Annotated in this window: 13 protein-coding genes; 6 read left to right on the top strand and 7 right to left on the bottom strand. The window is 63.0% G+C overall.

What is annotated here, in order from left to right:
* From BM374_RS01110 to BM374_RS01100, 3 genes are all read left to right on the top strand, one after another.
* Positions 1-693: an amino acid ABC transporter permease gene (locus BM374_RS01110; protein ID WP_092288759.1), complete on the top strand. Its 693-nt coding sequence runs from the start codon at positions 1-3 to the stop codon at positions 691-693.
* A 190-nt stretch (positions 694-883) separates the two neighbouring features.
* Positions 884-1,615 carry an amino acid ABC transporter ATP-binding protein gene (locus tag BM374_RS01105; RefSeq protein WP_092288758.1) on the top strand — a complete coding sequence of 244 codons (732 nt, stop codon included), beginning with the start codon at positions 884-886 and terminating at the stop codon, positions 1,613-1,615.
* 208 nt (positions 1,616-1,823) lie between these two features.
* Positions 1,824-2,684 (top strand): D-amino-acid transaminase, encoded by an 861-nt coding sequence (locus BM374_RS01100; RefSeq protein ID WP_092288757.1) that lies wholly within the window; start codon positions 1,824-1,826, stop codon positions 2,682-2,684.
* A gap of 137 nt (positions 2,685-2,821) precedes the next feature.
* On the opposite strand, the gene BM374_RS01095 is transcribed toward BM374_RS01100, so the two are convergent.
* From BM374_RS01095 to BM374_RS01085, 3 genes are all read right to left on the bottom strand, one after another.
* The gene (locus BM374_RS01095) at positions 2,822-3,283 is read right to left on the bottom strand and encodes a carboxymuconolactone decarboxylase family protein (RefSeq protein ID WP_092288756.1); all 462 of its coding nucleotides are present in this window, start codon (positions 3,281-3,283) and stop codon (positions 2,822-2,824) included.
* 29 nt (positions 3,284-3,312) lie between these two features.
* Positions 3,313-4,932, bottom strand: coding sequence for an MDR family MFS transporter (locus BM374_RS01090; protein WP_092288755.1), 1,620 nt, complete (start codon positions 4,930-4,932; stop codon positions 3,313-3,315).
* Between the two features lie 112 nt (positions 4,933-5,044).
* On the bottom strand, positions 5,045-6,196 hold the full coding sequence (locus BM374_RS01085) for an HlyD family secretion protein (RefSeq protein ID WP_092288754.1): 1,152 nt from the start codon (positions 6,194-6,196) through the stop codon (positions 5,045-5,047).
* A 142-nt stretch (positions 6,197-6,338) separates the two neighbouring features.
* Here BM374_RS01085 and BM374_RS01080 point away from each other — a divergent pair, with 142 nt between their 5' ends.
* Complete coding sequence (locus BM374_RS01080; RefSeq protein WP_092288753.1) at positions 6,339-7,250, top strand: LysR family transcriptional regulator; 912 nt, start codon at positions 6,339-6,341, stop codon at positions 7,248-7,250.
* Between the two features lie 16 nt (positions 7,251-7,266).
* On the opposite strand, the gene BM374_RS01075 is transcribed toward BM374_RS01080, so the two are convergent.
* Positions 7,267-10,698 (bottom strand): indolepyruvate ferredoxin oxidoreductase family protein, encoded by a 3,432-nt coding sequence (locus BM374_RS01075; RefSeq protein ID WP_092288752.1) that lies wholly within the window; start codon positions 10,696-10,698, stop codon positions 7,267-7,269.
* Positions 10,699-10,851: 153 nt separating this feature from the next.
* On the opposite strand from BM374_RS01075, the gene BM374_RS01070 reads away from it, so the two are divergent.
* Positions 10,852-11,307, top strand: a complete 456-nt coding sequence (locus BM374_RS01070) for an Lrp/AsnC family transcriptional regulator (RefSeq protein ID WP_092288751.1) — start codon at positions 10,852-10,854, stop codon at positions 11,305-11,307.
* A gap of 139 nt (positions 11,308-11,446) precedes the next feature.
* On the opposite strand, the gene BM374_RS01065 is transcribed toward BM374_RS01070, so the two are convergent.
* Positions 11,447-11,950 (bottom strand): DUF8737 domain-containing protein, encoded by a 504-nt coding sequence (locus BM374_RS01065; protein ID WP_092288750.1) that lies wholly within the window; start codon positions 11,948-11,950, stop codon positions 11,447-11,449.
* 50 nt (positions 11,951-12,000) lie between these two features.
* The gene (locus BM374_RS01060; protein ID WP_177248031.1) at positions 12,001-12,342 is read right to left on the bottom strand and encodes a hypothetical protein; all 342 of its coding nucleotides are present in this window, start codon (positions 12,340-12,342) and stop codon (positions 12,001-12,003) included.
* A gap of 148 nt (positions 12,343-12,490) precedes the next feature.
* On the opposite strand from BM374_RS01060, the gene BM374_RS01055 reads away from it, so the two are divergent.
* Positions 12,491-13,411, top strand: coding sequence for a LysR family transcriptional regulator (locus BM374_RS01055; protein ID WP_092288749.1), 921 nt, complete (start codon positions 12,491-12,493; stop codon positions 13,409-13,411).
* Between the two features lies 1 nt (position 13,412).
* On the opposite strand, the gene BM374_RS01050 is transcribed toward BM374_RS01055, so the two are convergent.
* The gene (locus BM374_RS01050) at positions 13,413-14,198 is read right to left on the bottom strand and encodes a fumarylacetoacetate hydrolase family protein (RefSeq protein ID WP_092288748.1); all 786 of its coding nucleotides are present in this window, start codon (positions 14,196-14,198) and stop codon (positions 13,413-13,415) included.
* Positions 14,199-14,200 lie beyond the last annotated feature (2 nt).

Below are 14,200 nucleotides of genomic sequence, written 5' to 3'. Positions count from 1 at the left end.
ATGTTCAGCAATTTCGACTTCGACGTCATCATCCGCGCGCTGCCCTATCTGTTCTACGAGGGCATGAGCTTCACGGTGATGCTGACGGCGCTGTCCACCCTCGGCGGCCTGGTCTTCGGCACGGCGATCGCCCTGATGCGGCTCTCCGGTTTCAAAGTGCTTGGGCAAATTGCCGGCCTCTATGTCGACTTCATGCGCTCGCTGCCGCTGGTGCTGGTGATCTTCTGGTTCTACTTCCTGGTTCCCTATATCGGACAGTGGCTGACCGGCGCCGCGCGGCCGATCAGCGTCGGCGCGTTCGCGTCCTCGCTCATCACCTTCATCATGTTCGAGGCCGCCTACTTCTCCGAGATCATGCGCGCCGGCATCCAGTCGATTTCGCGCGGTCAGCCGGCCGCCGCCAGCGCGCTCGGTCTGACCTACGCGCAGACCATGCGCTACGTCGTGCTGCCGCAAGCCTTCCGCAACATGCTGCCGGTCCTGATCACGCAGACCATCGTGCTGTTCCAGGACACCTCGCTGGTCTACGTGCTGTCGATTACGGACTTCCTCGGCGCTGCCAGCAAGGTCGCACAGCGCGATGGCCGTCTGGTCGAGATGTATCTGTTTGCGGCCGTCGTCTACTTCACCATTTCCTGTATCGCGTCTTACGGCGTTCGTCGCCTCCAGTCGCGCATCGCCATCATCCGCTAGGTGGGATCTGGATATGAGCTCTCGACACGTGGTGCCCTTCACCTCTCCCATAGGGAGAGGTCGGATCGCGTTAGCGATCCGGGTGAGGGGTTTTGGGCCAACGATAGATCTAAACCCCTCACCCGGCGCTCCGCGCCGACCTCTCCCCTTGGGAGAGGTGAACCGCATCTGCCGCAGGGCTTGAGAACACATGATTGAAATCAGCCACGTCAACAAATGGTACAGCCCGAGCTTTCAGGTGCTGACCGATTGCACCACCAGCGTCACCAAGGGTGAGGTCGTCGTGGTCTGCGGCCCTTCGGGCTCGGGCAAGTCGACGCTGATCAAGTGCGTCAATGCGCTCGAGCCGTTCCAGAGCGGCGACATCAGCGTCGATGGCACCAAGGTGAACGATCCCAAGACCAATCTGCCGAAACTGCGTTCCCGCGTCGGCATGGTGTTCCAGCATTTCGAGCTGTTCCCGCATCTGAAGATCATCGACAACCTCTGTCTCTCGCAGGAGAAGGTGCTCGGCCGCTCGCACGACCAGGCGGTGGCTAAGGGCATGCAGCTGCTGGAGCGCGTGGGCTTGAAGGAGCAGGCGCAGAAATTCCCCGCGCAGCTCTCCGGCGGCCAGCAGCAGCGCGTCGCGATTGCGCGGGCGCTCGCGATGGATCCGATCGTGATGCTGTTCGACGAGCCGACCTCGGCGCTCGATCCGGAGATGGTCAGCGAGGTGCTCGACGTCATGGTCGATCTCGCCCGCGAAGGTATGACTATGATGGTCGTGACCCATGAAATGGGCTTCGCCCGCAAGGTCGCCAACCGCGTGATCTTCATGGACCGTGGCGAGATCGTCGAGGATGCCCCGAAGGATGATTTCTTTGGCAAGCCGCGCAGCGACCGCGCGCAGAAATTCCTCTCGAAGATTCTGTCGCACTAACTACCGCCGTCCCGTTGCGCGCGTAGCGCGACTATGGTGCGCAATTGCGCACCTGAGGATCCATCGGGCGGCAGTACACGAGGAGAAATGGATTCCGGGCTCATTCGCTTCGCGAATACCCCGGAATGACGAAACGAGGGGTGATCGTTCCCCCTAACTGGCGTATAAGCGCGCCAAATCCCTTTTTCCTCCCCCAGGAGACCCCGCCTTGGATTCGATCGCCTACGTCAACGGCTCATTCGTCCCGCTCTCGGATGCAAAAATCTCGGTGCTCGACCGCGGATTTCTGTTTGCCGATGGCATCTATGAGGTCTCGGCGGTGCTCGACGGCAAGCTGGTCGACAACGCCTCGCATCTGGCTCGGCTGGAGCGTTCGGTCGGCGAGATCAAGCTCAAGCTGCCGGAGACGGTCGAGCGCATCACCGAGATTCAGAAAGAGCTGATCGCGCGCAACAAGCTCGCCAACGGCCTCGTCTATCTCCAGGTGACGCGCGGAGCCGACAAGGGCCGCGACTTCCCGTTCCCGAAGGCTGACGTCAAGCCGAGCCTGGTGATGTTCACCTCGGAGAAGGACATCATCAATGCGGCAGCGGCCAAGACCGGCATCAACGTCATCACTGTGCCCGACATCCGCTGGGAACGCCGCGACATCAAGAGCGTAGCGCTGCTGGCGCAGGTGCTGGCCAAGCAGGCGGCGGCCGAAGCCGGCGCCGGCGAGGCCTGGATGCTGGAAGACGGCTACGTCACCGAGGGCGGCTCATCGTCGGCCTTCATCCTGACCAAGGACGACGTCATCGTCACCCGCAAGAACTCCAACGCGATCCTGCCGGGCTGCACCCGCAAGGCCGTTGTCGCCCTTGCCGAAGAGCGCCAGCTCCGCGTCGAGGAGCGTTCCTTCACCGTGGAAGAAGCGCTGGCCGCGAAGGAAGCGTTCGCAACCTCAGCCTCGTTGTTCGTGCAGCCGGTAGTCGCGATCGACGGCAAGAAAGTTGGCGACGGCAAGCCCGGTCCTCTTGCCGCGCGCCTGCGCGAGATCTATGTCGAGTTCGCCAAGGCGACGGCGGTCTGACCCGCACACTCTGCTACTGTAGGGTGGGTTAGGCGAAGCCGTAACCCACCTCTCTGGTTTCCGCGGAGACAGAAGTGGTGGGTTACGCCTTCGGCTAATCCACCCTACGAGATTTTCCCCGGCAAGGACGTCGTGCCCTAGGCCACCGAGGCCTTTACCTTTACCGGATGCACCGCGCGGAATGCGATCGCCAGCCGGTTCCAGGCGTTGATGGCGCCGATCAGTATGGTCAGGTTCACCGTCTCCGCATCGGAGAACTGCCCGCGGATCTCTTCATAGACATCGTCGGGTGCGTGCGTCTCCGCGATCAGCGTCACGGCTTCCGTCCAGGCCAGCGCGGCGCGCTCGCGGTCCGTATAGAGCGGGGATTCGCGCCAGGCGTTGAGCAGATAGATGCGCTGCTCAGTCTCGCCGCGCTTGCGGGCGTCCTCGGTGTGCATGTTGATGCAGAATGCGCAGCCGTTGATCTGCGAAGCCCGGATCTTGACGAGCTCGATCAGGGATTTCTCCAATCCCGTCGACTGGATCTGCTCTTCCAGCGCCATCAGGGCCTTCATCGTATCGGGAGCGGCCTGGTAGAAATTCATGCGGGGTTTCATGGTCGTTCTCCTTGCTTCTTCGGGTGGAATCAGTGGGCTCCGCCGGCCGATGTCTGGCCGGGTTTCTTCAGGAAGAATACGGCGATCAGGGCCACCATCAGCGCCATGCCGAGCAGATAGAACGTGTCGCTGAAGGCGAGGATATAGGCCTGCTTCTGCACGGTATGGCCGATTGCGGCATAGGCGCGATGCACCGCATCCGCACGGTCGAGCACGCCGTGATTGATGAAATACTGCGTGAGCTGTTCCAGCCGCGTGCGGGTCGCCTGCTCGAACACCGAGACCGACTGCATCAGCACGTTGGAGTGATACTGCTCGCGCTTGGTCAGGACGGTCTGCAGCAGCGCGATGCCGACGGCGCCGCCGAGGTTGCGCATCATGTTGAACAGGCCGGAGGCCGAGCCGGCGTTCTCAGGCTCGATTCCCGAAGTCGCGACCGCCGACAGCGGTGCCATCACCAGTGCCTGTCCGACGGCGCGGACGACGTTGGGCCACATCAGCTGGTCGGAGGCATAATCGTTGGTCATGAAGATATTCATGAAGTTCGAGCCGGCGAACAGCACGAAGCCCGCGCCGATGATGATCCGAGCATCGTACTTCTGCATCAGGCGTGGCACCAGCGGGATCAGCACCAGTTGCGGCAGCCCGGTCCATGCCAGCACCATGCCGATCTGTTCGGCATTGTAGCCCTGAATGCGCGACAGATATTGCGGCAGGATGAACACCGAACCGTACAGCGCGATGCCGAGCAGGAAGTTGGCGAGCATGCCAAAGCCGAAATTGCGGCGAACCAACAGGCGCAGGTTCAACAGCGGCTTCTTCACCGTGAGCTCGATGATCAGAAATACGGTCAGCGCCACGGCCGCGATCACGCTGAGCCTGACGATGAAGGGCGAGCCGAACCAGTCGTCCTTGTTGCCTTCCTCCAGCACGGTTTGCAGGGCAGAGAGACCGATCGCCATGGTGATGATGCCGGCCCAGTCGCCCTGGCGCAGCAGCGACAGCTTCATCGGCTTGGGCTCGAGCGCATACCAGAGCATGCCGACCATGATCGCGCCGGGCACGAGGTTGACGTAGAAAATGTACTGCCAGCCGAGATTCTCGGTGAGATAACCGCCGATGGTCGGGCCGATCGCCGGCGCGAACGTCGCCGACAGCGCGAACAGCGCAAGGCCGACCGGCTGCTTTCCGCGCGGCAGCAGCGTGATGATGAGCGTGAAGGCCATCGGGATCAGCACGCCGCCGGTGAAACCCTGCACGGCGCGCAGCACGATCATCTGCGGCAGGTCCTGCGCCAGCGCGCAGGCCGCCGACAGGCCCAAGAACAGGATCGCATTGGTGAGGAGATAGACCCGGATCGAGAACACCTGCGCGAGCCAGCCGGAGAGTGGGATCACCACGATCTCGGCGATCAGATAGGACGTCGAGATCCAGCCGCCGTCATCGATGCCGGCGCCGATCGCACCCTGGATGTCGGCCAGTGAGGCATTGACGATCTGAATGTTCAGCACCGCCATGAACGCACCGAGCGTGGCGCCGATCACGGCGATCCAGGTTTTGGCGGAGACGGCCGGGGTCGCCGGTGCCGCGGCTGGGGCGGGGATGCTGACCGCGGAAGCGGTGGTAAGGGCTGGTTGGAGCGTGCTCATGGAAGCCTCGTCTCTGCTATTGAGACAGGATGCGTTAGACCGATGGTTTCGATAACAGCGGAAGTCCTGATCATCCGGCAGGACTTGATGATCCTGCCGGATGTTTTCTGTGTCAGCCGCCGTCAGCACGTGGCGCGTTGTCTGCGACGCGCCCGGTCGTCTCGCGCTCCGCCAACACGGTCGCCTTGGTGTCGACCGTGGGCACCGCCGACATGCCGGGCCGCAGCAGGCCGGTCAGACTGTGATCGTCGAGCACGATCTTCACCGGCACGCGCTGCACGATCTTGGTGAAGTTGCCGGTGGCGTTGTCGGGCGGCAGCAGCGCGAATTCGAGTCCGCTGGCCGGCGAAAGGCTGTCGACATGACCATGCAGCGTGCGATTGCGAAAACTGTCGACGTGCAGCTCGACCGGTTGGCCCGCGCGCACATGCGTGAGCTGCGTCTCCTTGAAATTCGCGACCACATAGACTGCGTCGAGTGGCACCACGGCCATCAATTGTGTGCCGGCCTGCACGTACTGGCCGACGCGCAGGCTGCGGGCGCCGACCGTGCCGTCGACGGGCGCGGTGATCTCGGTATAGGACAGGTTCAGCTCGGCCTGGTCCGCGACGGCGCGGGCGTGGTCGAGCTGCGCTGCGGCCTGCGCACGCTGGGTGGTGAGCACGTCGACCTTGCGCTGGGCGGCGACCAAGCCCGACCTGGCGTGCTGCAATTGCGCGTTGCTGGCGCGGAGTGCCGCATCGGTCTGCTGTGCGCGCTGAATGGTGCCGGAGCCGGACTTCATCAGGTCGTCGTAGCGGGCACGCTCTTCCTGCGCGAATTTCAGATTGGCCTCGGCGGCCGCGACGTCGGCCGTGCTCTGCTCGATAACAGGCTGCTGCAGTTCGAGCTGGGCATCGAGGTTGCGGACTGATGCTTCGGCTGCGGCGACATCCGCGCGGGCCTGGTCAAGCGCAGCCTTGAAGTCGCGATCATCGATCCTGGCCAGCACCTGGCCGGCTCTAACCTTCTCGTTGTCGCCGACCAGCACCTTGGCGATGTAGCCGGAGACCTTCGGGGCGATGATCGTCGAATCGGCCTTCACATAGGCGTCGTCGGTCGATTCCAGGTAGCGGCCGGTTGTCAGGTAATCGTAGCCAAAGTCGCCGGCGGCGGTGATGCCGAGAGCCATCGCCAGCCCGATGGCCGCCCGCCGGATCGCCTGGCGGGATGGCCGAAGGTTAATTTTATCATTTGTTTCAGTGACATAAGCGGCGTTCGACATGGCGTCCTCGCAAATTCCCAACGGCCCTTCACTTCAACCAGGCGCCGTTCACGCCGGAAGATGCGTTATCCGGCTCCTTGCGATAATCCATGAATTGATGGAAGGATTATCCAGTAAGAGCGGATAATCTGGACCTTGAATCATGGACCGCTTCACCAGTCTCACCGTCTTCGTTCGGGTGGTCGAACACGGAGGATTCTCGGCCGCCGCCCGCCGGCTCAACATGTCGACGACCATGGTGAGCAACCATATCCAGGCGCTGGAGGACCGGCTGGAGGTGCGGCTGCTGAACCGCACCACGCGCAAGGTGAGCCTCACGGAGATCGGTCAATCGTATTACGAGCGCGCGACGCAGATACTCGCCGATCTCAAACAGGCCGACGACATCGCCAGCGAATTGCAATCGGTCCCTCGCGGCACGCTGCGCGTCCATGTTGCCACGCACATGGTGCCGTTCGTCGCACCCGTCGTGGCAAAACTCCTGTCCACCTATTCCGAGCTCAAGGTCGATTTGCGCATGGGCGAGGCCGATGTCGACCTCATCGAGGAAGGCTACGACGTGGCGCTACGCATGATCCCGCCGCCGGATTCGAGCCTCATCGTCCGCAGCCTCGCCACCTGGCGTCACGTGCTGTGCTGCTCGCATGATTATCTCGAACAGCACGGCCGCGTGCAGAAGCTGGAAGAGCTTGCCGGGCACAATTGTGGCCGCCATCTGAACTATCCCTTCGGCGACGAGTGGCGCTTCCTCGATCGCAAGGGCGTGCCGGCGTCGGTGCGCATTTCAGGCAGCTTCGTCACCAACAGCGGAGAGGCGTTGCGCAAGGTGGCGCTGGAGGGCGCTGCCGTGTGCTTGATGGCCGGCTTTCTCATCCACGATGATCTCGAAACGGGCCGGCTGGTTCGTCTGCTGCCTGAATACCGGACGGTCGAGCTGTCGATGAACGCGGTCTATCCGCACAAACATCATCTGTCGGCGAAAGTCAGGACATTCATCGACATGCTCCTGCAGCACAGCGCCGAACAGCAGAAACTGATCAATCCATATTCGTGACGGCTGATGCCGCAGCTCAGGCCGCCTTGGCCGCTCCTGGTTGATCCAGCAACGAGTCCACGTCGGCCTTGACCTTCGCAATCGCGGCCTGTTTCACCGGCCCATATCCGCGGATCTCCATCGGAGCCTTGGCGATCGCGATCAGGCCAGCCAGATTCCGCGCATCGAGCCGGCCGAGCATGATTTCGATCAAGCCTTCATACCAGGTGATGAGCTCACGCTCCGCGCGTCGTTCCGACGTGTAGCCAAACGGATCGAAGGAGGTTCCGCGCAGCCGCTTCAATCGCGCAAGCAGGGCCAGCGGCAGTTGGATCCACTGACCGAAGTTGCGCTTGCGCGGACGTCCGCGCGCATCGCGCTCGGACGGCAGAAACGGCGGGGCGAGGTGATATCGGATGCTGAATCCATCCTCGAACTCCCGCTTCAGCTCATCGAGGAAGCCGTTTTGCATATGCAGACGCGCCACTTCATATTCGTCCTTGTAGGCCATCAGCTTGAACAGGCTGCGGGCGACGGCCTCGGTCAGCGCCTCGCTATTGAAGGCAGTTTCGGCATTGCGGATTTTTGCGACGAGCGCCCGGTAGCGCGCGGCATAGGCATCGTCCTGGTAGTCCCTGAGGAAATCGGCGCGCCGGGTGATGATCTGGTCGAGCGTCTCGGCCTTTGGCGCGTCTTCCGCCTTTGGCAAGAAGTCAGGATCGGCAGCGGCGATCCGGCCCCAGGCAAAAGCCTGCTTGTTGCGCTCGACCGAGACGCCGTTGAGTTCGACTGCGCGCAGCAACGCTGCCAGCGAGACCGGCACCAATCCGCGCTGCCAGGCAAAGCCGAGCATGATGATGTTGGCATAGACGGCATCGCCGAGCAGGCGCTCGGCCAGCGCATTGGCATTTATCGCGTCGAGATTTTCCTTTCCGATGACGCCGCCGATTGCGCGCAGGCGGGCGGGCGAGGCGAGATCGGCATCGCGGAAGCGAACGACGTCGCCGGTCGGCATTTCTGCCGTGTTGACGGCAGCGCGCGTGCCGCGGCGATAAGTGCCCGAGGCCTTCGGCGAGGAGCTGACGACGAGGTCGCAGCCGATCAGCGCATCGGCGGCGCCCTGGTCGATGCGGACCTGGTGCAGCGCTTCCGGGCTCGCGGCCAGGCGGATGTAGCTGAGGACGGGCCCGAATTTCTGCGCAAAACCGGTGAAATCCAGCACCGAGACGCCGCGACGCTCCAGATGCGCAGCCATGCCGATCAGCGCGCCGACCGTGATCACGCCGGTGCCGCCGACGCCGGTCACGAGCAAATCGTAGGGGCGGTCGAGCGTTGTGAGCGCGGGCAGCGGCAGCGCGGCCGCGCGGCCGATCGCGTCGATCTGGCTCGCGCTCTTCTTCCGGCGCGTCGCCCCTTCAACCGTGACGAAGCTCGGGCAGAAGCCGTTGAGGCAAGAGAAATCCTTGTTGCAGGCTGAGAGGTTGATCTGGCGCTTGCGGCCGAACGGCGTCTCCTTCGGCTCGACACTGAGGCAATTGGACTCGACGGAGCAGTCGCCGCAGCCTTCGCAGACGAGATCGTTGATATAGGCAAAGCGCTTGGGATCGGTCATCTGACCGCGCTTGCGGCGGCGCCGCTTTTCGGTGGCGCAGGTCTGCTGATAGATCAGCACCGAGACGCCGGAGACGTCGCGCAACTCGCGCTGCACGGCATCCATTTCCTCCCGCGGATGGATGGTGACGCCATCAGGCAGATCCGCCGGCAGGAACTGCCCGGGCTCGTCCGAGACCAGCGCGATGCGGGCCACGCCCTCGGCGCGGACGCTGTGGGCGATGGCATGCACACTGACGGGGCCGTCGACCGGTTGGCCCCCGGTCATGGCAACGGCGTCGTTGAACAGGATCTTGTAGGTGATGTTTGCCTTGGCGGCGATCGCCTGCCGGATCGCCATCGAGCCGGAATGGTAGTAGGTGCCTTCGCCGAGATTCTGAAACACGTGCTTGTGGCCGGTAAATCGCGACGAGGCGGCCCAGTTCACGCCTTCGCCGCCCATCTGGATCAGCGAAGAGGTCTCGCGATCCATCCAGCTTGCCATGAAGTGGCAGCCGATGCCGGCCAGAGCTTTCGATCCTTCCGGCACTTTCGTCGAGGTGTTGTGCGGGCATCCGGAACAGAAATATGGCGTACGCGTCGCGCCCGCGACGTTGATGGTGCGCTCGGCTTGCGGCAACAGAGCGGCCGCGCGCGCGGCGAGATCGAGCCCCGGAAACATCGGATCGAGCCGGCGGGCCAGGACATCTGCGAGCATGCGCGGCGACAATTCGCCGATCCAGGAGATCAGCCGTGCGCCCTGCTCGTCGTGTTTGCCGACCATGCGTTCGGGTTTTGCGCCGGGATAGTCGTAAAAATATTCCTTGAACTGGCTCTCGATGATGCCGCGCTTTTCCTCGACCACGAGGATCTCGCGCTTGCCCTTCACGAACTCCATGGCGTCGTGCAGCGCCAGCGGCCAGACCATGCCGACCTTGTAGATGTCGATGCCGATGCGGCGGCACGCGGCTTCGTCGAGGCCCATCAGCCGCAGCGCTTCCATCAGGTCGAGATGCGCTTTGCCCGTGGTCACGATGCCGTAGCTCGCATTGGGGATGTCGTAGATGTGGCGATCGATCGGATTGGCCTTTGCGAAGGCGTAGACCGCGTGCTTCTTTGCTTCGAGCCGCTCCTCGATCTGCGGGCCCGGCAGATCCGGCCAGCGATAGTGCAGTCCGCCTGGGGGCGGCGTGAAATCGGGCGTGCGGAAGAGGCGTGGTGGACGCAGCGTGACGGATGCGCCTGACTCAACAATTTCCGAGATGGCCTTGAAGCCGACCCACATGCCGGAGAAGCGGCTGAGTGCGTAGCCATACTCGCCGAATTCGAGGTATTCGCCGACGCTTGCGGGATGCAGCGTCGGCATGAACCAGCTCATGAAGGCGACGTCGGATTGGTGCGGCATCGACGAGGACACGCAGCCATGGTCATCGCCGGCGACGACCAGCACGCCGCCATGCGGCGATGAGCCATAAGCGTTGCCGTGCTTGAGCGCGTCGCCGGAGCGATCGACGCCGGGGCCCTTGCCGTACCACAGGGCGAACACGCCATCGACCTCGCGGTCTCCTTGCGTCTCGACCTGCTGCGAGCCGAGGACGGCGGTTGCCGCGAGGTCCTCGTTCACCGCGGGGAGGAATTCGATACGGTCTCGCTTCAATCGCTCCTGGATACGCCAGAGCTCGAGATCGATGCCGCCGAGCGGCGAGCCGCGATAACCGGAGATGAAGCCAGCGGTGTTGAGCCCGTGCGCGCGATCGCGCCTGATCTGGTCGAGGGCGATGCGGACGATCGCCTGCGTGCCCGTGAGGAAGACGCGGCCCTCCTTGCGGTCATAGCGGTCGGAGAGTTCGTAGGCGTCGAGTGACGGAATGGCGTCCATGGCGGACCTCGTGCGGCATCCTGCCGAATAGGCAAAGGGTAAGCCTGGGGCCCTGGTAGGTCTTACCTATTTATCCGCATTAAGGTGCCGTTTCGGTAATATTTTGCATATCGAGTTGTTATTTGGTAGGATTAGTCAATTTGAGGACGATCGATGATCGAATACCAGGACGCGCGGATTCTCGCCCACCTGCAGAAGGACGGCCGCGCCACCAACCAGCAGCTTGCCGATGAGGTCGGTATGTCCACCTCGGCTTGCTGGCGCCGGGTGCGTGCGCTCGAGGACGGTGGCGTCATCCGCGGCTATGCGGCACTGGTCTCGCGCGAGCAGGCGGGCTTTGCGATGTCCGCCATCCTCCATGTCTCGCTGGAGCGGCACGACGCCAAATTTGTCGACGAGTTCGTCTCACGCGTGACCACGCGCCGCGAGGTGCTGGAGTGTTTTGCGACCACGGGGGATGCGGATTATCACCTGCGGGTCGTCGTGCAGGACATGGCCGCCTACAATCGCTTTCTCGACGAGTTCATGTTCCGCATTCCCGGCATCCGCTACGTCCGCAGCAATGTGGTGTTGAAGGAGATCAAGACGGGTGTAGCGCTGCCGTTCTGAGAGGCTTGCACAACTGTCTTCGCGTGGTCAAAGCGGCTTGTCGGCCATAGCGCGAAAAGCGAAGGCGGAAGCGTGCCCACCACCTTTTCGACTGGAGAAAGATGGTTGGCACGGCGTTGACGCGCCTTTGCCCACCCGGTCACGATTTCTGTGCTTCCGATCCGGGCCTCAGCAGAAGCATGAAGATGAGAGCGTGCCCGACCAGGAGCAAAGGCACATAAAGCGCCGGGACATAAATGCCGGCGCCGATCAGGCCAGGACCCAGGATTTTCGTTGCGCCCATGTAGTACGCATTCAGGAGATCGAGCGTACCCCAGACGTTGAAGATCCAGACGATCGGAATGGCGACCGACCACCGCCAGGACAGCGCCGCCATCGAGATGAGTGCGAGAGTGGCGGCGATGAGATCTCCCCATCCGACTTGGCTGGCGAAGTCCGGGTTCAACTCGGGGGAGACGAACCCGGCGACCATGAAGTTCATGCCCAGGAAACGGAACGCATGGAAGGCTACGAGAAGCCTCAACGCGTCATGGCGAGGCATTGCACGGACAAAGGGCCACACATAGACCGAGGCCACCACTGCGCTCGTCAGTAAGGCGCCGGCGACGCTGAGGATGAATGGAAGATTGAATCCCGTTGGCACGTTCGATCTCCTTGTCATGCTTCGTCCGGTCGGAGGGGAGGCCAGCGGCGTCAGGGCTTCGTCATCAACAGGCGGAGCGGCATGAGCGGGCCGACCGCGATGTATTCGTGGTCGACGAGATCCTGCCTGGCGAGCGGCAGGGGATCCATGATCGCGTGCGCTTCGGCATCATTCCTGGCGTCCAGCAGGAAGACGGCGCCTCGCCCATCGGAGCGCGAATACCATTCACGAACCTTGCCGGTGAGATAGAGCTGGACGGTCTGTCTGATTTCATCGGGCATGACGGCCATGATCTGCTCGCGTGTGATGCCCGCCTTGGCGGTCAGGATGACCATCACTCCGGTGGTCGTGGGTGATGGCGCTTGTGCTTGGGCGGCGGATGGTTCGGTCATGGCGGTAATCCCTGTCAGTGTGAGGGCGAGTGTCAGGATGGCGTTTCGAATTGCCTTCATCGGCTTCGCGTCTCCGGTGGGGCTCATTTGCAATCCGGATATAGGGCGCCTTTCCGTGGCCAACTATTCGCGATAATGTTGACGGGCTATGAAGCAGAACTTCACAGTCAGGCAGGGAGCGCTCGACGGGGTCGAGGCTTTCCTCAGTGTCGCCCAGCACCGCAGCTTCCGGCGGGCAGCTACAGAGCTCGGTGTCACACCCTCGGCGATCAGTCAGGCGGTCCGCGCCCTGGAAGCGCGCGTCGGGGCCGCGCTGTTCATTCGCACGACCCGCAGCGTTGGTTTGACCGAAGCCGGCGAGAGATTTCTTGCCCGCGCAAGGCCGGCCTTTGAGGAGCTTGTCGCAGCCAGCGGGGCCGCGCGCGAGCTGGGTCAGCGGCCGGCCGGGCTGCTGCGCCTGACCGTGCCGCGTTCGGTCGTTCCGATCCTGCTCGAGCCGCTGATCGCCTCGTTCTGCCAGGCCTACCCGGAGATCGAGGTCGAGCTTGCGGCAAGCGAGGAGCTTGTCGATCTCGCAGCCGGAGGCTTTGATGCCGGCATCAGGATGGGCCAGTTCATTTCTCCGGACATGGTCGCGGTGCGCCTGACCAAGCCGTTTCCTTTGGTCATCGCCGGCAGTCCGGCTTACCTCGCAAGCCGCGGTCGGCCCGCTCGTCCGGAGCAGCTGCGTGAACACGCCTGCCTGCGATTGCGACGATCGAATGGTGCGCTCGCGCCCTGGTCGCTCGACGACGGAGGTCATTCGATCGAGATCGCGGTGTCCGGACCTTTCATTGCCAATGACTTCCCGACCATGCTCGGTGCCGCGGTCGAGGGTTTAGGTCTGGCCCAGGTGCCGGCGCCGTTGGCCGCTGACGCTCTCAGGACGGGAAGCCTTGTGGCCGTGCTGGAGAAATTCGTGCCAATGGCGCCGGGCGTGTTTCTGTATTATCCGGGCCATCGACAAATCATGCCCAAGCTCCGGGCCTTCATCGATCATGTGAAGGGTCGATCGAGAGCGGGGAGCTGAGCTATCGCCCCTCCCGCACGAACCTGTTCCGCAGCGTCCCGATGCCGGTGATCTCGATCTCCACGACATCGCCGTGCTTGATGTCAGGGGAGGCGCCATCGGTGCCCATCCAGATTACATCGCCCGGCCATAGCGTAAAATACTTGGTCAGCTCGACCAGGAACGGCACCACGCCAAAGATCATGTCGGAGGTAGCGAAGCGGTTGGTCTCCTCGCCGTTGACGCGGACGATCGTCTCCATCTTGTCGAGATCGGCCTCGGTCTCGATCCAAGGGCCCATCGGCTTGAATGTGTCGGCGTTCTTCGAGCGCCACAAACTGCGGTCGGCCTTCTGCCAGGAGCGCTCGCTGACGTCATTGCCGATGGTGTAGCCGAACACGCAATCCATCGCATTCGCTTCGGTGAGGTGCTTCACCTTCTTGCCGATGACGACGACGAGCTCGCCCTCGTAGTGGATTTTCTCCGTCGCGAAGGACGGGATCACGACGTCCTCGTCATGCGCGATCAGCGCGTTCTGGGCGCGGTAACCGATCTCGGGCCTGTCAGGAACGGCCGGGACCTCGCCGCGTTTGTCGGCGGCTTCCTTGAGGTGTTTCAGGTAGTTCAGGCCGACGCAATAGAAGGTGCGCGGGATCAGCGGCAGCTCGATCTTGACGTCGCTGAGTGGAACTGTCCGCGAGGTGCGGTGCCACTCGCCAAAGGGATCGCCGTCGATCGCGACGACCTGGTTGCCTTCGACCAGGCCCCATGAGGTCTTGCCGGAGGCAGTGAATTTCAGCCAGCGCATTG

It is taken from the genome of Bradyrhizobium sp. Ghvi (assembly GCF_900115265.1).
Lineage (GTDB): Bacteria > Pseudomonadota > Alphaproteobacteria > Rhizobiales > Xanthobacteraceae > Bradyrhizobium.
The sequence above is the reverse complement of the archived record's forward strand: the minus strand, read 5'-3'. Positions and strand labels throughout refer to the sequence as shown.